Source organism: Streptomyces beihaiensis, assembly GCF_026274175.1.
GTDB classification, from domain to species: domain Bacteria; phylum Actinomycetota; class Actinomycetes; order Streptomycetales; family Streptomycetaceae; genus Streptomyces; species Streptomyces beihaiensis.
The window spans coordinates 1-17,757 of record NZ_JAPHNL010000223.1; the positions used below are offsets into that span (position 1 = coordinate 1).

Consider the following 17,757-nt stretch of genomic DNA (forward strand, 5'->3'; position numbering starts at 1 on the left):
GGCCGAGGACCCGAAGCCGCGTGCGGCTTCCTCCGCCCGACGCGCGAGCGACACCCGGCCCGCCGACCCTCGAATCGCCGACCCCCGGACCGCCGGGCCCGCCTCCGCCGCCCCCGACCCGCACCCCGCGATCCTCGCCGCCGCGCAGGCCGGACGGCACGAGGAGGCCGCGGACATCGCGGCGATGTGGGAGAGCGACGCGCTGCGCGTACACGGAGCGGGGTCGCCGCAGGCCATCCACTGGCTGGAGGTCCGCGCCGACCTCGCCCGCCTCGCCCAGGACCCCGCCCGCAGCTGCGAGCTGTGGATCGCGGTCGCGCGGGCCCGGCTCGCGCGCGGCGAGGAAGCGGCCGACGACGTCGAGGCGGCCGTCGACCGCGCCCACCACCAGTGGGAACAGCTCGGTGACCCGGTGCGCGCCCGCGCGCACGCGTCGGCCCTCACCGCGCTGCGCCGACAGGTCCCCGGCCGTCGCCCAGGAGCCCTGGAGGCGATCCAGCGCCGCCTCGACGCCCTGCGCGGCGCGACGACCACATCCTGAACCCCTGAACCCCTGAACCGGGGACGAGAAGCCGGGTGGCAGGCCCCCCGGGTGGCGGGCCTCAACAAGCCTGCCGCACGTACCCCTTCTCGCCCTCGGGCCGCACGTCACGGTCGCGCAGCACGATCGACAGCCGTCCGCTCCAGGCGCGGCACGCGCGCGTGAAGTCGGTCTTGCGGTACTCGATGACGAAGACCCGGTCACCGTACGCCGAGGCGTACGCACCGCACTCCTCGTAGCGCGCGCACTCCTCGGCGACCGCGAAGTCGAACCCCGTGGCCGCGTGGCGCGACAGCAGCCCGGCCGCGTTCTTCTGGCCCACGGCGAGCCCCGCGGCGTGCGCCCGCCCGGCGATCAGACGAGCGAAGGCGACCGCGTCCGCCGCGTCGATCAGCCCGCCGGAGCGCTCGTAGGAGTCGAGGTTGTCGGGTTCGACCGCCTGGAAGCCGTCGTGGGCGCAGCCGTCGATCCAGCCGCCGACGATCCGGGCCAGCCGGGCCCGTTTCGCGGCCGTCCTGATGTCCAGGAGCGGCTCGTCCCAGTCCTGGTCGATCACCAGGCGCCCGTGCGCGTCGCGCAGCAGCAGCTCCGGGTGGGCGCGCCGCCACCAGTCCAGCGCGTCCGGCTGGGCCTGGAAGGCGTTGACGTAGCAGACGTTGTAGAGCCCGCGCGCGGGAGCCGCGCCCCGGTCGCGGGAGAGCGCCCGCACGCCGGACGGCGGCTTGTACGCGCCGCCGATCTGGTAGTCGAATCCGACACCCGGCGACGGCCGCACGACGTGCGCCGCCCGGCCCGCCGAGGAGCCGGAGGACGGCGAGGGCCGGTCCGCCGACGAGGACGAACAGCCGACAAGCACCAGCGCGAGAACGGCCGTGAGTGCGAGACGGCGGACGAGCGGGAGGCGCGGAGTCCATGCGGCGACGATCACCCCATGACCCTACGCGGCCCCGTCCGCACGCCCCGACGCGCGGCAGAGGCACCCGGCCCGGTCCGCCCCGCCGCGGCCGCGGGAGACGGTTGGTCGGGCCGGGAACAACGCTGCCCCGATGCCCGTTGACATCACTGTGGACACGGACGGAACAGTGTCCTCGGGCCTCATCACTTCGCCCGCGGGGACGATCGTTCGGCTGAAGCCCCGTGGAGCCTCCCGCCGGAGGCGACCGCCCTCCGTGTCCACCTCGAAGCCGCCCCGGCCGTGGTCCCCCGTCGCGGCCGGGGCTTCGGCCTGGAACGGCGGCACCACGACCCCGTATGGTCATGGACACGACGGCAATCACGGATTCGGTCCGCACCCTGGCATGATCGAGGGCATGGCAGAACGTGTGATCGCCGCGTGTGACGGCGCGTCGAAAGGAAACCCCGGGCCCGCCGCATGGGCCTGGGTCGTCGCGGACAGCGACGAGCAGCCGGTGCGCTGGGAGGCCGGTGCGCTGGGCACCGCCACCAACAACGTCGCCGAACTCACCGCCCTGGAACGCCTGCTGAGCACCGTGAGCCGCGACGTGCCGCTGGAGGTGCGGATGGACTCGCAGTACGCGATGAAGGCGGTCACGACCTGGCTGCCCGGCTGGAAGCGCAAGGGCTGGAAGACCGCGTCCGGCAAGCCGGTCGCCAACCAGGAGCTGGTCGCCCGTATCGACGCGCTCCTGCAGGACCGCACGGTCGAGTTCGTGTACGTGCCCGCCCACCAGGTCGACGGCGACCCGCTCAACGACCTCGCCGACCGCGCGGCGAGCCAGGCCGCGACGGCACAGCAGGACGCCGGCACCGCCTACGACTCGCCGCTGCCGCCGCCGTCCACCCCGTCCGCGCCGAAGGCGCGCAAGGCGACCGGCGCCCGAAAGCGCCCCGGAGCCTCGGCCGCGTCCTCGTCGTCCCCGTCGTCCTCACGCATGCTCAAGGCGAAGTACCCGGGCCGCTGCCGCTGCGGCCGCTCCTACGACGTGGGCGAGCAGATCGCCAAGAACCCGGACGGCTGGGGCCACCCGGAGTGCCGCGTGACCGCCTGAAGGCGCGTACCACCGCCCCAAGGGCGCGGACCCGCGTACTAGAGTTCGGGAAGTGATCACTCACCGGGACATGGGGGAGAACCGATGACAGCCCAGAAGCCGCGCTGTGCCGTACTCGACGACTACCAGGACGTCGCCCGCCGGCACGGCGACTGGGCGCGTCTGGCCGGGCGCGTCGACGTCCGTTTCCTGAACCGGCACATCACCTCGCACGACGAGCTCGTCGCCGAGATCGACGACTGCGAGATCGTCGTCGTGATGCGCGAACGCACCCCGTTCCCGGCCGAGTTGATCGCCCGCCTGTCGAAGCTGAAACTGCTGGTGACCTCCGGGCTGCGCAACGCGTCGATCGACGTGGAGGCGGCGGCCGCGCAGGGCGTGACGGTCTGTGGCACCCCCAGCAACTCCGAGCCGCCCGCCGAGCTCACCTGGGCGCTCATCCTCGGCCTCGCCCGCCACATCACCACCGAGAACGAGGCCCTGCGCACCGACGGCCCCTGGCAGAGCACCCTCGGCGCCGACCTCTACGGCGCCAGACTGGGCCTGCTCGGCCTCGGCAAGATCGGCACCAGGGTCGCCCGCGTCGGGGCGGCCTTCGGGATGGACGTCGTGGCGTGGAGCCAGAACCTGACCGCCGAGCGGGCAGCCGAGGCCGGGGTGCGCCTCGCCGCCTCCAAGGAGGAGCTCCTCGAGACCAGCGACTTCGTCTCCGTGCACCTCGTCCTCGGCGACCGCACCCGCGGTCTGATCGGCGCCGACGAGCTGCGGCGCATGCGCCCCACCGCCTACCTGGTCAACACGTCACGGGCGGCGATCGTCGACCAGGACGCTCTGCTGCGGGCCCTGCGTGAGGAATGGATCGCGGGCGCCGCGAGCGACGTCCACGACACCGAGCCGCTGCCCGCGGACCATCCGCTGCGCACCGCCCCGAACTTCCTCGGTCTGCCGCACCTCGGCTATGTCACCCGGCGTAACTACGACGGCTACTTCCAAGGGGCCGTCGAGGACATCGAGGCATACCTGGACGGCGCCCCGGTGCGCGCCCTGGGCCGACCCGCCTGACGGCGCGATACGAACGCGCCGAGCACGTGTGCGAGTTGCCGTGGCACACTGCACGCGACCGAACCGCACGGCCAGCGACGATGGAGCCCGCCCATGACGGCACCCGCACCCAAGCCCCGGATCGACACCAGCAAGGCGCACCCGGCCCGCGTCTACGACTGGCTGCTCGGCGGCAAGGACAACTACCCGGTCGACCAGGCCGTCGCCGAGAAGCTGCCGTCCGAGGCGAAAGACGCGGCCCGCCAGAACCGCGCGTTCATGCACCGGGCGAGCGCCTGGCTCGCCGCGCAGGGCGTCGACCAGTACCTGGACATCGGCACCGGCATCCCCACCGAACCCAACCTCCACCAGATCGTCCAGCGGACCGTCCCCGCCGCGCGTGTGGTCTACACCGACAACGACCCCATCGTGCTGCGCCACGCGCAGGCCCTCCTCGTCAGCAGCCCCGAGGGCACCACCGACTACATCCAGGCCGACGTCCGCGATCCGGCCGCCATCCTCGAACACGCCCGCAGGGTCCTCGACTTCGAGCGGCCGATCGCACTGTCCCTGATCGCGCTCATGCACTTCGTGCCGGACGACGCGGATCCGTACGGCATCGTGTCCACGCTCGTCGGGGCGCTGCCCTCCGGCAGCCTCCTCGTCATGACGCACGGGGCATCCGACGTGTTCCCCGACGTGGCGGACCAGGCCACCGACGAGTACACCAAGGGCGGCATGGTGCTGCGCTTTCGCAACCGCGACGAGGTGGCCCGGTTCTTCGACGGGCTCGACCTCGTCGAGCCCGGTCTGGTCACCGGGCCCGAGTGGTTCCACGACGAGCCCGCGCCGCGCCCCGAGCCGAGCGCCGTGTACGTGGGCGTGGCCCGGGTGCGCTGACCGGCCGCCGGGGCGGCCTACGCGAGCTGCGACCGGGCGGCGGCGACGGCCTGCTCGGCGTAGCCGCGGCCGAACAGCACCGCGTGCACGAGGAGCGGGAAGAGCTGGTGCAGGGGCACGCGGTCGCGCCACCCGGGGGCCAGTGGCGCGGCCTCCTCGTAGCCGTCGAGGATCGCGCCGAGGTGGGGTGCGCCGAACAGGCGCAGCATCGCCAGGTCGGTCTCCCGGTGCCCGCCGTGGGCCGCGGGGTCGATGAGCCGGACCCGCCCGTCCTTGCCCCACAGCACGTTGCCGTTCCACAGGTCGCCGTGGAGCCGCGCGGGCGGCTCGGCGGGCCCGGAGAGCGCGGGCAGCAGGTCGCAGACCCGCTCGACGTCCCCAACCTCGGCAGGGTGCACGAGTCCGGCGTCGAAGGCCCGGCGCAGATACGGCAGCACGCGGTGCTCGGCGTACCACGAGGGCCAGTCGCCGCCCGGGACGTTGCGCATGGGAGCGAGCCCGATGCGGGCCTCGCGCGGTCCGCCGGGCGGGGCGGCGCCGAACGCCGGGGCACCCGCGGCGTGCAGTGCGGCCAGCTCGCCGCCGAACCGGTGCGCCGCCGCCGAGCTCGCCGGACCCGTGGCCACCCGGTCGGTCACCAGCCAGTGCCGGTCGTGCCCGTGCACCCGCGGCACCAGCACGGCGCCCGCCCCACCCAGCCACCGCAGCCCCGCCGCCTCGGCTTCCGCCGCCCCGGCGGCGTCAGCGTGTTTCACCATCACGACACTCCCGTCGTCGAGAGGGACCTGCGCGAGCTGCCCCGACAGGGGCTGCGCGGCGACGGCGCGTCGGCCGGTGAACTGCGCGGCGACAGCTGAGGGATGCGGCATGCCTCTCAGCGTAGGGGGCGTGGGCAGGGCCCCGCCCGTGTCCGTATCGGCGGCCGGGTGCGTCCTCCCTCCGCACGGCGGCCGCGCCGCAGCGCCTTCGGCTACGCGCTCTGCGACGGTGTCGAGTCCGGCATCAGGTCGTGCAGCTTCGAGACGTCCACGGACTGGTCCGAGGGCGGCGTCTTGTCCGGGACCGGCTTGTCGTAGTCGCCGAGCGTCATCGTGATGTCCACGCCCGGCCCCTTCTCCGTCGCGCGGACCAGGCGGTGCGGGGCGTCGGACGTCACGTCCAGGGTCACCGTGGTCCTGCCCTGGTGGCCGGTCAGCGGCACGACCTTCTCGCCGCCCACCTCGGTCGGCTTGCCCTTCGTGAGATGGTCCTGCGCGTCGCGGCCCGAGCCCTGCTCCAGCCGGCCGCGGAAGGCGTCCAGGTCGCAGGTGTTCGCGAGGCCGCTGAGCGCCGGGTCGTCCGTCGTGCCGTGCAGATACCGTCCGTCGAAGACCTGGGCGGCCAGTTCGCCGGGGCGGCCCGGCACCTGCGTCTTCCAGAACGTCGTATCCGGCTTCATCCAGACCTGGTCGCCCCGCTTGACGAGCCGCACACTGCCGCCGTCCGCGCCGCCCGTGCCCATGCGCAGAAACCCCGTGCAGTCGCCTTTGTCGTCGAGGCGCAGGTCGAACACCCTGGGTGTGCGGGTGTCGCGGGGGGTGCGGGCGTGGTTGGTCAGGACCAGGTGGAGGGAGTGCGCCTTCAGGAGCGCGGTCCTCGCGTCGTCGGCCAGCTGCTGGGCCGACGGGTTCGTGTCGGCGCCCAGGGCGGCCGGGCCCGCCGTGAACACCGCGGCGCAGACGACTGCCGCGGTCACCGGAGCGCGGGCCGCCCTGCGCAGCGCGGTCGAGGTCGGTCGGGACATGGCGTCACCTCGCCCTCCCGGACGCGTCGAGCGCCCGAAACACCAGTAAATTGTATGTTTTTTCGGGAGGGCGTGTCGTGGCGGGGCCGATGCCCGGCCGCCACGATCAGGTCAGCTGCTCTTGCCGCACACGCGCAGCCCCACCGGTGTGCCGTACGGCAGGTGGCCGTGCGTGTCCGCCACTCCCTTGCCGGTGCCGCTGTCCACGGCGTACGCGAGGAAGCTGGAGGCCGGCGGGTCGGCGGGTGGCCGCCCGTACGTGTACGCGTACTCGATCGCCCGGTGCGCAGAGCCGTCGGAGTCCAGGCGGCCCGGGTCGGGGGCCCGCCCGCCGAGCGCGAGGAGGTCCGGCGGGGACGCGGCCTCTCACGTCATCCCGTGCGGCGACGGTACGCATGCGCGGGGCGGTGGACGCGCGCTGCGGGCAGCCTTCAACGACTGTCCGTCGGCCGTTCGACATCGGAGGGGAAAAGGGCAGTTCAGGACTCCGGGTGCGAGGTTCTCACTGGCCCTCGACCGCGGCCGTCATCATGAGGGCGACGGCGGCGAAGCCCGACAGTACGGCGACGGCGGGCAGGACGAGCGTGACCCGGTCGCTGCCCAGGCGCCACGCGATGGTGGCGACGCAGACGACGCCTGTCACCAGCAGGATCGTGGCGGCCCATATGAGCATGCTGCTGCCTCTCTCGTGCCCGGTCGTGCCGTGGGACTGAGCGCTTCCTCGGTCTCATCCTCGGGCGAGAGGCCGCCTCCCGCACGCCGGGGCCGACGACGAGACCGCGGGGCGGCGCGGCTCAGCAGGCCCGGAGCAGGCCCGCCTCCAGAGTCGGGGAAGGGCGCAGCGTCTCGGTCAGGCGGGTCGCCCGGATGACGCGCAGGTGCACGGGGTGGTCGCAGATCAGGCACCAGCGTCCGCCGTTTTCGCGCACTCGCGAGCGCAGCGCCACCAGCAGCCCGAGACCGGCGGCGTCCAGGAACGTGGCGTGGCGCAGATCGACCGCGAGGGCGGGGGAGGGGCCGGTGGCGAGCCTGATCAAGCGGGGGCGCAGCGCCAGGGTCGCGGCGATGTCGATCTCGCCGGCCAGCTCGACCACGGTGAAGCCGCTCTCCGGGTGCCGGTGCCGGCGGGCCCGGAAGGGGGCTTCGTCGGGATGTCGCACATCTCGCCGCATGATGATCCCTGCCCGACTGGGTGGCGCCGCGCATATGCGGCGTGACAAGTCCATTGTTGCCCAGACGGGATCGACAAGTGTGCGAATTTGACGTTGTGCGACGGGAATTGTGTACGCCGCTAAATTACTGAAGCGTAACCTTCATGGGGCTACCCACGGTAACGCCGGGTGGGTAGCGTCCGGCGACGCGTGGCAACGGTGGGACGCCGCTTGCCGCGCACCTTTTCCGAGTCGCCTGGAGGTTCGCCATGCCCGCATCCGTCCGTCTGCTGGCCGCGGCGACGGCCGTCGCCGCCTGTGTCGGAGTCCAGGCGGTGCCCGCCTCGGCCGCCACCACCGCACCGGCCGAGGTCTCCCGCGGGGTCGCCATCCCCGCCTTCTACGACCCGCCGCACCGGCTGCCCGACGCCAACGGCGCCCTCGTGCGCAGCGAACACCTGCCGCTCGCCCTGAGCCTGCCGGGTCTGTACGGACCGCTGCCGGGCACCGCCACACGCATCATGTACCGCACCACCGACTCCGGCGGCCGCCCCGCCGCGGCCACGGGCGCCTACATCGAGCCCACCGCCCGTTGGCGCGGCGCGGGGCCGCGCCCACTCGTGGTGCTCGCGCCCGGCACCATGGGGCAGGGCGACCAGTGCGCCGCCTCGCTCGGTCTGCAGCATCCGATCACCTTCAACGGCCGTACGCTGTCCGTCGGTTACGAGGACCTCGCGATCTACCGGCTGCTCGCCAGGGGTGTGGCGGTCGTGGTCACCGACTACATCGGGCTCGGCACGACCGACCGCCTGCACACCTACGTCAACCGTGTCGACGAGGGGCACGCCGTTCTCGACGCGGTGCGCGCCGCCCGCGCCCTGCCGCATGCCTCGGTCACCGCCGCCTCGCGCGTCGGCCTCTACGGTTACAGCCAGGGCGGCGGCGCCACCGCGTCGGCCGCCGAACTCCGGGCCTCGTACGCCCCCGATGTGCACCTGTCCGGCACGTACGCCGGGGCGCCGCCCGCCGACCTGAGCGAGACCACCAAGGGCATCGACGGCACCGATCTGGCGGGCGCCCTCGGCTGGTCCCTCAACGGGTTCCTGCAGTCCGACCCCGACCTGCGACCCGTCGCCGAGGCTCATCTGAACGACAAGGGCCGCGCTGCCCTCAAGGACCTGTCGACGATGTGCGTGGGCGACGCGATCCTCGCCTACCACTCCGTGCACAGTTCGTCCTGGACCACGGACGGGAAGTCCCTCGCCCAGGTCATCGCCGCCGAGCCGCGCCTGCGGGCGTTCCTCGCCGAGCAGCGCATCGGCCGGATCGAGCCGTCCGGGCCCGTGCGGGTCGCCACCGGTGTCCACGACAACCTCGTCCCGCACGCCCAGGCCCGCCGGCTGGCCGTCGACTGGTGCGGCAAGGGGGCGCAGGTCACCTACGTGCCCGTGCGCGTCCCCAGCCTCGGGCGGGCCCTGATCAACCACTTCGTCCCGCTCGTCGCCGACCAGGGGCCCGCCATCCGCTGGCTGACCGACCGCCTCTCCGGCAAGCCCGCCACCTCCGACTGCGCGAGTCTTCCCGCGCGGCCCTGAAAGCGTCCGGGAGACCGGCACGGGAGAATTGCCTGACTCAAGTCAGAGAACTGCTACCGTGGTGTCATGGACGCCGCGCACATCGACCGGGTACGCCACTTCAACCGGACCGTGACCGAACGGGTGGGCGTGCTGCAGAACACGTACCTGGGGCGGGATCGCCCGCTGGGCCAGGCCCGGCTGCTGTGGGAGATCGGCGAACAGGGGCAGGACGTGCGGCGGCTGCGCGAGCGCCTCGGCCTCGACTCCGGGTACGTGAGCCGCCTGCTCGCCGCCCTGGCCGCCGACGGGCTCGTGATCGTGGAGGCGCACCCGCGCGACCGCCGGGTGCGTACGGTACGGCTCACGGCGGCGGGCCGCGCCGAGCGGGAGGTCCTCGACGAGCGCAGCGACGACCTGGCGTGCGCGCTGCTCGAACCGCTCGCCCCCGAACAGCGCGAGCGGCTGGTGGCCGCCATGGCGGAGGTCGACCGGCTCCTCACCGCGTCCGCGGTCGTCGTGGAGCCGGCCGATCCCGGCCATCCGGACGCCAGGCACTGCCTGGAGCGGTACTTCGCGGAGCTGGGCGACGCCTTCGACACGGGCTTCGAACCGGAGCGGAGTCTGCTGCCCGACGCGGGTGAGCTGAGGCCCCCGCACGGTGAGTTCCTCATCGCCCGGCTGCACGGCGAGCCGGTCGGCTGCGTCGGGCTGAAGCTCGCCGATCCGCGGGCGGCGGAGGTCAAGCGCATGTGGGTCGCGCCGCGGGCCCGCCGCCTCGGGCTCGGCCGCCGCTTCCTGGTCGCCATGGAGGAACGGGCCGGGGCGGCGGGCCGCTCTCTGCTGCGTCTGGACACCAACAAGGCGCTGGACGCGGCCCGTTCGCTGTATCTCGCCCACGGCTTTCGCGAGGTCGCCCCCTTCAACGACGAACCGTACGCGCACCACTGGTTCGAGAAGAGCATCGCTCCCGGAGCGTGACGTGTGCCGCGTGCGCCGAGGTGGTCAGCGGCCGCGCCGCCTGCTGGCGTAGAAGACGGCACGCGCGGCCCGCACCCGCTCGGCCTGCCGGTCGCAATTGCGGGCCAGGGCCACGGCCGTGCGCAGGACATCGGGGTCGGCGAGGCGCCCGCTGCCGTCCGGCGGGACGCGCCACAGGAACGAGTGGTGCTGCACGCCCGTGATCCCGTCGGCGCCGGGCGAGGGCATGTGCAGGTCCTCGCCCGTGGACACCATTCGGGCGTCCTCCGCGTCCGGCCAGTCGGCCGCCGTGCCGGGCTCGGTGAGAATGTAGAAGACGGGGCGCGGCTTCGCGTGCTCCTCGAGCACCGGAACCTTCTCGGCGAGATCGCCCAGCTCCCACAGGACGGTGAGGCCGAGCGGCTGCGGCACCCGCAACGCGTCCCACGCCTTGCCCGCGGGCAGGCGGGCCAGATAGGGGGACTCCCGCCAGGCGGCATATGCGTCCTCGGGCCGCCTTTGGCAGGAGGCAAGCCACTGCGCTCCGTCCATCGGGTGACCGTACGTCATTTCCCCACTCCTGTCAGGGGATTTGGTCCCGTTCCCACTGGCGAGGTGCTGCGGCGCCATACCAGGAACGCTCTGAAGGTATGAGCCTATGGCAATTGCCAAGATCCTGAGCGGGTTTGACGAGATGTCAGTGAGGCGAGTGCCGCCATGGGTGCGCGGGGCGCCGTCGCGAGGCGCGTCGGCTCCGGCGCGTCCGGGGCCTTGACGGCGAAAAGGGCCCCACCGAAACTCGACCCCACCGCGCAGTGGCCAAGTGGTTCATCCACTTGTCCACTGCTCCTCCCCATCGTCTGCTCCCACCGTCCCCACGCGACCCATGAATCGAGGTCCCCGTGACGATCGGTCAGGACAGCCGGGCGTCGGCCACCGCTCCCTCACGACCACCCTCTCGCGCTGGGCCGCCGCCGCGGGCGCCTTCCTCATCGGATACGGCATCCACGCCACCGGCTCGCTCGCCCTCCCGCTGAGCCTGACGGCCGTCGTCTTCCTGCTCGGCATCGCCCTGATCCGTACGGCCCCGGAGACCCGCGACCAGGAACTGCCCGCCTGAACCACGGAGAAAGTCGCGAGACGAGGGGCCGCGCTGTCGCTGTGTCTGTGTAACAGCCATGTACGGGACGTGTGCCGGTCGGAACGGCTCGTACGCCCCAGAGGTCTCTCAGGTCGGAAGTGATCGTCAAGGCCCGCCCGGCACAGCAGCGAGCGGGCGCCGACCCTGAAGAGGCCCCATGCGCGTCAAGAAGCTCTCCCTCCTCGCCGTCGCCGCGGCCGCCGGTCTGTCCCTCACCGCCTGTCAGGGCGGCGGCTCCGACGGCAACGCCTCCGGTGCCGACTCCTCCGGCGGCACGAGTTCCACGCCCTCGTCGTCCTCGACGTCCTCGTCCTCCTCGTCCTCCTCGTCCTCGACGGGATCGTCGTCGGGGCAGAGCTCCAGCGGCGGCACCGCGTCCTCGGACCCGGCGAAGGCCGCCGGCACCCGCACCTGCACCACCTCCCGGCTCGGCTTCAGCAGCTCCGGCGGCATGGCCGAGGGTGAGCTCATCGTCAACCTGAAGAACACCGGGCCGACCGCCTGCGCCCTCAAGGGTTTCCCCGGCGCCGACCTCAAGGGCAAGGACGGCACCGTCAGCGCCGCCCGCAGCAAGCTCGCCCCGCCGCTGGTCACCGTGAAGCCCGGCGAGGAGACACGCTTCACGCTGCACTACCCGGCCAACAACTCCGGCGGAAGCGGAGTGACCTTCACCACCCTCGTCGTCACCCCGCCCAACGAGACCCACTCTCACAGCCTTCCCGTGCGCATCAACGTGCCGGTCACCGACGGCTCCGGGTCCGGCTCCATCACCGTCGATCCGGTCGGCACGGGCAAGTAGTTCTCAAGTAGTTCTCCTCCGCTGGTTCTCCTCCGCCTCTCCGTGCGCGCCAGAACCGCACCTCTTTGCGAATAGCTGAATTGCGAAAATTGGCAATTCATTGGAAGGTGTGGGGGCTGTGCGTGAGATCTCGGGAAGAGGTGGACGTAGTCGTGTCGGTTCCGCCGTACGAGGCCGAGGCCGGGCCCCAAGCCGGGCCGGAAGCCGGGGCCGGGTTGTGCCGGACGCCCGGTCGTCCGGCTCCGGCACATGTCAGGGTGCGCGACAGCGTCCCCCGCATGGCCGAGGTCTCCGGAGCGGAGGCGCTGTGGCTGATCGAGGGGAGCACGCTCGGACGCCTCGTCTACGTACGCCGGGACGGCGCCGCCGTTCGGCCCGCCCGCCACGTGTGGGGGACGGGCCGCCTGATCGTGCGCGCCCCCGCTGCCGCCGACACGCTGCCGCCCACCGTCTCCTACCAGGTCGACGAGGTGGACGCGGCCACCGGCGGCGGCTGGAGCGTCACGGCGACGGGCCCCGCCGACCTCGTCACCGAGCCGCACGAGATCGCCCACTACCGCCGCACTCTGCCCGGCTGGGCGCACGGCCCGCACGACACGCTGCTCCGCCTGCGCCCCCAGACGGTCACCGGATTCCGGCTCGCCCCCGCGCCCGGCGCCCGGGTCGGGGCACGGGCCGCGCGGACGGACGGGACCCGATGAGCGCCACGGCCGAGCCCCTGCCGAAACGCCACGCCCTCACCGTGCCCGCCGAGGGGCCGGCGGTCAGGACGGCGCGCGAGACCGCGCAGATGGTGCTCGCCGAGTGGGGTGTGGACGCCCGGCACCCGGCCGTGGACCTGGCACTGCTCATCCTGAGCGAACTCGTCACCAACAGCGTCCGGCACGCCGCCGACAGCTCCCCCATGGTGACGGTGGTCTTCGCGGGCGGTGCCGACTGCCTGGCCTTCGGCGTCCATGACCGCCACCCCCATGTCCCGCCCCTGCGGCCACCCGACGCCACCGCCCGCCGCGGCACCGGCCTGGTCACCGTGACGGAGCTGACGGCGGGCCTCGGCGGCACCGCCGTCGCGCGGCCCGACGACGACGGTGGCGGCAAGACCATCTGGATCACGCTGCCGCTGTGAGCCGGTGCCGGCGAGCGGGAACCCGCGGCCGTACTTGGCTACGCTCGCGCCCATGCCCGAATCCACCGTGTCGTACCTGACCGCCCGAGACGGAACCCGCCTCGCCTACCGGGAGACCGGCACCGGACGCCCCCTGATCCTGCTGCACGGCTTCATGGCGGACGCGACGCTGTGGCTGCGCGCGGGCCACGCCGACGCGCTCGCCGCCCACGGACACCGCGTGATCATGCCCGACTTCCGGGGTCACGGCGGCAGCGACCGCCCGCACGACCCAGCGGCCTACCCGAAGGACGTGCTCACCGACGACGCTGTCGCCCTCGTCGACCACCTGGGCCTGACCGACTACGACCTCGCCGGGTACTCCCTGGGCGCCCGCATCGTCGTGAGGATGCTGGTGCGCGGCGCGGCACCGGCCCGCGCGGTCGTCGCCGGACAGGGCCTGCGGCAGATCCAGGGGGCAGGGGGCGGCGCCGGTGAGCTGCTGCGCCGTGTCGTCAGGGCGACCGGGCCGTTCGAGCCGGGCTCCGCGGAGGCCAGGACGCAGTACTGGATGCGGGAGTTCGGAGCCGACCAGGTCGCCCTGGGGCATGTGCTCGACTCCCTGGCGGCCACGGACGCCGAAGATCTCGCCCGCATCCAGGTGCCGACGCTCGTGGCGTGGGGCTGCGAGGACGCACGGGCGGCGTCCGCGGCCGACCTGGCCGAGGCGCTTCCGCACGCCGAGCGGGCCGTCCTGCCCGGAGACCACGGCACGGCGGCCGCCGCGCCCGAACTGACCGCCGCGCTGATCGACTTCCTCGCCCGCGCGTGACACGGCACACGCCACGACCGGGACCAAGATCGGCCCCCGCAGTCTCCGGGACGGCGGGGACAGGCGAGAATGGCTCCATGCCGACGATGTACCGGACCCCGAGGAGGCACGGCAGGTGAGCGCACCGCTGTACCAACTCAAGGCGGAGTTCTTCAAGACGCTCGGGCACCCGGCCCGCATCCGGGTGCTGGAGCTGCTCAGCGAGCGCGAGCACGCGGTGGCCGAGATGCTTCCCGAGGTGGGCATCGAACCCGCCCATCTCTCGCAGCAGCTGGCCGTGCTGCGCAAAGCGAACCTCGTGGTCACGCGCAAGGAAGGCTCCACCGTCTACTACTCGCTGACCAGCCCGCACGTGGCCGAGCTGCTGCGGGTGGCCCGCACCATCCTGTCCGGCGTCCTGAGCAACCAGGCGGAACTCCTGGCCGACCTGCAGGCAGGCGGGGAGACCGAGAGGCGACGCTGACGCAGGGGGACGGGCGGGAACCGGGCGCCTGACCCGCCGGAAGGTTCCTGCCTGTGCCCCGCGCTTTCGGCCCTCCCCTCCGGCCGCGCCGTCAGCCGACGACGAACGGCAGCCGTGTCGCCGTCTCGCCCAGCTCACGGCGCTCGGGGTCGGTCGGGGCTCGGCGGCCCGTGCCGACCAGCAGCGCGTCGCGGTCGGTGAGGGCGGCGGGGAACGAGACACCGGCGATCTTCTCCAGCATCGCGCGGGCGCGGGCGAGAGGTTCGGTGGAGGGGCCCGGCATCCGGGGGAGGTGCGCGACCAGGTCGAGGTGGTGCAGCGTCCACTCCAGGACGTATGCGCAGAGGTAGTCGCCCGCGGTGAGCACCGTGTCCTGTGTGGACACGCGCATGGCCGGATCGGCGAGTGCGGCGGCTCGCCCGGCCGCCGAACCGACGTCGTCGAGATGGAACAGGAGCAGTCGCGGATCCTCGTAAGCGGCCGCGAGCCGGACGATCAGCGCGTCGAGCGGATCGTCGCCGCTCGGCGGCGCGTCGGTCAGCCGCCAGTAGGTCACCGCGTCGTGGGTGGGCTCCGCGTCGGTGGGGGTGGCCAGGGTGATGACTACGTCCTGGGAGTCGAGGACCAAGTGGCTGACGAGGTCCCGGACGAGCCAGCCGGCACAGCCCGATGGCCGGGCGAAGTCCTCGTCGGCGAGACCCGCGACGGCGCCGCGCAGGGCGGCCCAGGACGAAGAGAAGAGCTCCACGGCGCCACGCCAGCGTGGCGCCGTGCAGGCGGCCAATCGCCACCGACCAACTGTGCGGCTGCTCGGCTGGTCAGCAGCTCAACCGTTCGCTCCGGTCAGCAGGCGCCCTCGTCCGTCCAGGGGCCCCAGTCGGTGTCGGTGGGCGTCTCGTTCTGTGTCCACCACTTGGCCTTCCAGGCATGGCCGTTGTAGGTCACCTCGTCGCCCTTGACGTAGACGGCGCTCGCGTCCCAGGCGGCGGCCGTGCACCCGCCGGTGGGCGAGGGCGTGGCCGTGGGGGTCGGCGTGGACGTCGCGGTCGGGGTCGGGGAGGTGCTGGGCGGGGTGGCACCGGCGAACTGTACGGAGAACTTGGTGAACTCCCAGTCCGTCTGCGGAACGCTGCTGCAAGTGCCGGAGGTGCGGCCGTTGTTGTCCGGCGGGCTGCACTGCCGGTCGCGGTTGACGGACCAGAAGGTGAAGCGGTCCATGTGGTGCGACGTGGCGTAGTCGAGCACGGTCTGGAAGTCGGACGGCTGGAAGTACTCGCCGCTGTCGCTGCGGCCGTTCATGCCGGAGAAGCCCTCGTGGGCGTAGGCCTCCGACTCGGTCCAGCCGAAGGTGGACTGCAGTATCTGGTTGAACTTGGTGAGCGCGGCGGTCTGGGCCGAGGCGCCGGAGAAGCCGCCGTCGAACGGCATGATGGAGAAGTTGTTCGGCGTGAACCCTTGAGACTTGGCCTCGTTGAGCATCTGCTTGCCGAACCAGCCGGTGCCGTCCGTCGTGCCCGCCGTGGTCACCGAGACGTACAGGCCGGGGTTGTTCTGCTGGAGGATCTTCGCGGCGCCGATCTCGTGCGCGATCGCCGTCGAGTTCTCGTACTCCGGCTCTTCCAGGTCGAAGTCGATGGCCTTGAGCCCGTACTTGTCGATGACCTGCTGGTAGGCGGCGGCCGTGGAGGCCGCGTCGGAGCATGCCTGGCCGAGCTTGGTGCCGCCGTAGCCGCCGATGGAGACGGAGACGTCGCCGCCCTTGGCGCGGATGGTCTTGATGACGTCGCCCACGGCGGTGTCGGAGGAGACGGGCGCGGTGCCGCCCCAGGTGGGGGAGCAGCCGCCGCCGCTCGGCGCCAGGATGAACGCCAGCTGGAACGCCTTGATCCCGGTGGCGTCCATGACGGTTGCGGCGTCCGGCGGGTCGTTGTCGAGCGGCATCAGATAGGGCGCGGCGGCGTACCAGCGGCTGCTGAGCGCGTCGCCGGTGGCGGCCGTCGAGGTCGCGCCGGACGCCTGGGGGACGGCGAGCGCGGCGATCCCGGCGGCGGTCATGGCGGTGGCCGCGGCGGTACACAACGCCGTGCGCAGTCGTGGCTTGGGCATACGGAGTCTCCTGTCGCTGGGCGGAGGGGCCGTGCTGGTGGTCGTGCGAGCGGTGCTTCAGCTTTGGACGACTGCGTGGACACGTCAATCCGTTGGCCTAGACCATTACGAAGATTTGGTCTGAACCATTGGGGGGTGTGAGGTGACGACGAGCTGACCGGAAAGGTGGTCGCATCACCGGGCGCTCGGGCCTTCAGGCGCGCGAGGGGCGGAGGCCCGGAGCTCCGGCGATCGTCGCGATCGGCGAGGCGGGGTGGTCAGTGCGACCGGGCGACGCGCAGCAGGTGCAGGGCGGGCTCGGGCAGTTCACGCCCCTTCGGCCACACCGCGTGCAGCGTGCGGTGCAACGGGACCGACGGGTCGACCGCCACCTCGACCAGGCGGTTGCTCTCCAGGTCCTCCCGCACGGCCAGCGCGGAGAGCACCGCGGGGGCGACGCCACGGGCGGCGGCGCTGCGCAGCGGGGCGGTCGAACCGAGCTCCAGGACCGGGACCGCGATGCCGTCGTATTTACGAAGTGCCTTCTCCAGCGTCTCCCGTGTACCGGAGCCCGGTTCGCGCACCAGCAAAGGGGTGTCCGCGAGCTCGGGGCCGGTCAGCGGGGTGCGGCGTCGTGACCACGGGTGGCCCGGCGCGACCACGATGGCCAGCCGGTCCCTGCCGACCGCCGATCGGTGCAGATCGTCGGGGACGCGGGGCCCCTCCACGAAGCCCAGGTCGCAGTCGCCGCGCCGCACCGCCTCGATCACGCCCCAGCTGTTGGTCACGGTGAGCCCCACATGGGCGTCCGGCGCGTGCTCGCGCAACGTCACCAGCCAGCCCGGCACCAGCTCCTCCGCGACGGTGAGGCTCGCCGCCACGTGCAGCCGGTGATCCTGCCGTGACCGCAGCGCGGCGGCCCCCTCGACGAGAGCCGCCGCCTCCGCCAGGACGGAGCGCGCCCAGTCGGTGACCACGGAGCCCGCCGCCGTGAGCCGTGAACCGGACGTGGACCGGTCGACCAGGTGCAGGCCGAGCCGTCGCTCCAGCGTACGCATCCGGGCGCTCGCCGACGGCTGGCTGATGCGCAGCCGGGCCGCCGCCCGGCCGAGGCTGCCCGTCTCCGCGACGGCGACCAGCAGCTCAAGGGCGTGCAGGTCGGGCAGCGGGCGGGGCGCGTCGGCCGGCGGTCCCGGTCTCTCCATGCGGCCAGCATACGGGTGCGGCCATAGAGAAACCCTATGACCTGGTCATCACTTGGTGTCTACCGGCGCTGACGCGGCTCGCGGAGGCTGTGATCATGAGCTGGAAGACGGCCGGGGACACGGCCAGGCAGACGAGCGCGGCCACCGACGAGCGCGACGACGACACAG

Annotated in this window: 20 protein-coding genes and 1 pseudogene; 12 read left to right on the forward strand and 9 right to left on the reverse strand. The window is 72.9% G+C overall.

Features of this window, described 5'->3' with window-relative positions; translation table 11 throughout:
- Positions 1-541: pseudogene (locus tag OFY01_RS18000) on the forward strand (hypothetical protein); the annotation flags it as partial.
- Positions 542-602: 61 nt separating this feature from the next.
- Here the strand turns inward: OFY01_RS18000 and OFY01_RS18005 are convergent.
- Positions 603-1,469 carry an endo alpha-1,4 polygalactosaminidase gene (locus OFY01_RS18005; RefSeq protein WP_266601135.1) on the reverse strand — a complete coding sequence of 289 codons (867 nt, stop codon included), beginning with the start codon at positions 1,467-1,469 and terminating at the stop codon, positions 603-605.
- Positions 1,470-1,839: 370 nt separating this feature from the next.
- Here OFY01_RS18005 and OFY01_RS18010 point away from each other — a divergent pair, with 370 nt between their 5' ends.
- From OFY01_RS18010 to OFY01_RS18020, 3 genes are all read left to right on the forward strand, one after another.
- Positions 1,840-2,550: a ribonuclease H family protein gene (locus OFY01_RS18010; RefSeq protein WP_266601137.1), complete on the forward strand. Its 711-nt coding sequence runs from the start codon at positions 1,840-1,842 to the stop codon at positions 2,548-2,550.
- An 84-nt stretch (positions 2,551-2,634) separates the two neighbouring features.
- Positions 2,635-3,612: a D-2-hydroxyacid dehydrogenase family protein gene (locus OFY01_RS18015; protein WP_266601139.1), complete on the forward strand. Its 978-nt coding sequence runs from the start codon at positions 2,635-2,637 to the stop codon at positions 3,610-3,612.
- Positions 3,613-3,705: 93 nt separating this feature from the next.
- On the forward strand, positions 3,706-4,491 hold the full coding sequence (locus OFY01_RS18020) for an SAM-dependent methyltransferase (RefSeq protein ID WP_266601141.1): 786 nt from the start codon (positions 3,706-3,708) through the stop codon (positions 4,489-4,491).
- Between the two features lie 17 nt (positions 4,492-4,508).
- Here OFY01_RS18020 and OFY01_RS18025 read toward each other — a convergent pair whose 3' ends face one another.
- The 4 genes from OFY01_RS18025 to OFY01_RS18045 form a co-directional block, all read right to left on the reverse strand.
- Positions 4,509-5,360: a fructosamine kinase family protein gene (locus tag OFY01_RS18025; protein ID WP_266601143.1), complete on the reverse strand. Its 852-nt coding sequence runs from the start codon at positions 5,358-5,360 to the stop codon at positions 4,509-4,511.
- Between the two features lie 101 nt (positions 5,361-5,461).
- Positions 5,462-6,274 carry a LolA-like protein gene (locus OFY01_RS18030; RefSeq protein ID WP_266601145.1) on the reverse strand — a complete coding sequence of 271 codons (813 nt, stop codon included), beginning with the start codon at positions 6,272-6,274 and terminating at the stop codon, positions 5,462-5,464.
- A gap of 502 nt (positions 6,275-6,776) precedes the next feature.
- Positions 6,777-6,947, reverse strand: coding sequence for a hypothetical protein (locus OFY01_RS18040; RefSeq protein WP_266601147.1), 171 nt, complete (start codon positions 6,945-6,947; stop codon positions 6,777-6,779).
- Between the two features lie 121 nt (positions 6,948-7,068).
- The gene (locus OFY01_RS18045; RefSeq protein ID WP_266601149.1) at positions 7,069-7,434 is read right to left on the reverse strand and encodes an STAS domain-containing protein; all 366 of its coding nucleotides are present in this window, start codon (positions 7,432-7,434) and stop codon (positions 7,069-7,071) included.
- Positions 7,435-7,694: 260 nt separating this feature from the next.
- Here OFY01_RS18045 and OFY01_RS18050 point away from each other — a divergent pair, with 260 nt between their 5' ends.
- Both OFY01_RS18050 and OFY01_RS18055 read left to right on the forward strand, forming a co-directional pair.
- Positions 7,695-9,020, forward strand: coding sequence for a lipase family protein (locus tag OFY01_RS18050; RefSeq protein WP_266601151.1), 1,326 nt, complete (start codon positions 7,695-7,697; stop codon positions 9,018-9,020).
- A gap of 66 nt (positions 9,021-9,086) precedes the next feature.
- Positions 9,087-9,980: a bifunctional helix-turn-helix transcriptional regulator/GNAT family N-acetyltransferase gene (locus OFY01_RS18055; protein WP_266601153.1), complete on the forward strand. Its 894-nt coding sequence runs from the start codon at positions 9,087-9,089 to the stop codon at positions 9,978-9,980.
- 24 nt (positions 9,981-10,004) lie between these two features.
- Here the strand turns inward: OFY01_RS18055 and OFY01_RS18060 are convergent, their stop codons facing one another.
- Positions 10,005-10,529, reverse strand: a complete 525-nt coding sequence (locus OFY01_RS18060) for a hypothetical protein (protein ID WP_266601155.1) — start codon at positions 10,527-10,529, stop codon at positions 10,005-10,007.
- A 316-nt stretch (positions 10,530-10,845) separates the two neighbouring features.
- Here OFY01_RS18060 and OFY01_RS18065 point away from each other — a divergent pair, with 316 nt between their 5' ends.
- The 6 genes from OFY01_RS18065 (at position 10,846) to OFY01_RS18090 (ending at position 14,299) form a co-directional block, all read left to right on the forward strand.
- Positions 10,846-11,079 (forward strand): hypothetical protein, encoded by a 234-nt coding sequence (locus tag OFY01_RS18065; RefSeq protein ID WP_266601157.1) that lies wholly within the window; start codon positions 10,846-10,848, stop codon positions 11,077-11,079.
- Between the two features lie 178 nt (positions 11,080-11,257).
- Positions 11,258-11,899: a DUF4232 domain-containing protein gene (locus OFY01_RS18070; RefSeq protein ID WP_266601158.1), complete on the forward strand. Its 642-nt coding sequence runs from the start codon at positions 11,258-11,260 to the stop codon at positions 11,897-11,899.
- A gap of 278 nt (positions 11,900-12,177) precedes the next feature.
- Entirely contained in the window at positions 12,178-12,600 is a 423-nt protein-coding gene (locus OFY01_RS18075) for a pyridoxamine 5'-phosphate oxidase family protein (protein WP_266601159.1), read from the forward strand.
- A complete protein-coding gene (locus OFY01_RS18080; RefSeq protein ID WP_266601160.1) occupies positions 12,597-13,025 on the forward strand; it encodes an ATP-binding protein in 429 nt (142 codons plus the stop codon). Before OFY01_RS18075 ends, OFY01_RS18080 begins: the two co-directional genes overlap by 4 nt.
- 52 nt (positions 13,026-13,077) lie before the next feature.
- Entirely contained in the window at positions 13,078-13,836 is a 759-nt protein-coding gene (locus OFY01_RS18085; RefSeq protein WP_266601161.1) for an alpha/beta fold hydrolase, read from the forward strand.
- Between the two features lie 115 nt (positions 13,837-13,951).
- Positions 13,952-14,299, forward strand: a complete 348-nt coding sequence (locus tag OFY01_RS18090) for an ArsR/SmtB family transcription factor (RefSeq protein ID WP_266601162.1) — start codon at positions 13,952-13,954, stop codon at positions 14,297-14,299.
- 91 nt (positions 14,300-14,390) lie between these two features.
- Here OFY01_RS18090 and OFY01_RS18095 read toward each other — a convergent pair whose 3' ends face one another.
- From OFY01_RS18095 to OFY01_RS18105, 3 genes are all read right to left on the reverse strand, one after another.
- Complete coding sequence (locus OFY01_RS18095) at positions 14,391-15,047, reverse strand: maleylpyruvate isomerase N-terminal domain-containing protein (RefSeq protein ID WP_266601164.1); 657 nt, start codon at positions 15,045-15,047, stop codon at positions 14,391-14,393.
- 95 nt (positions 15,048-15,142) lie between these two features.
- Positions 15,143-16,405: a carbohydrate-binding protein gene (locus tag OFY01_RS18100; protein ID WP_266601166.1), complete on the reverse strand. Its 1,263-nt coding sequence runs from the start codon at positions 16,403-16,405 to the stop codon at positions 15,143-15,145.
- Positions 16,406-16,662: 257 nt separating this feature from the next.
- A complete protein-coding gene (locus tag OFY01_RS18105) occupies positions 16,663-17,589 on the reverse strand; it encodes a LysR family transcriptional regulator (protein WP_266601168.1) in 927 nt (308 codons plus the stop codon).
- Between the last annotated feature and the right edge of the window lie 168 nt (positions 17,590-17,757).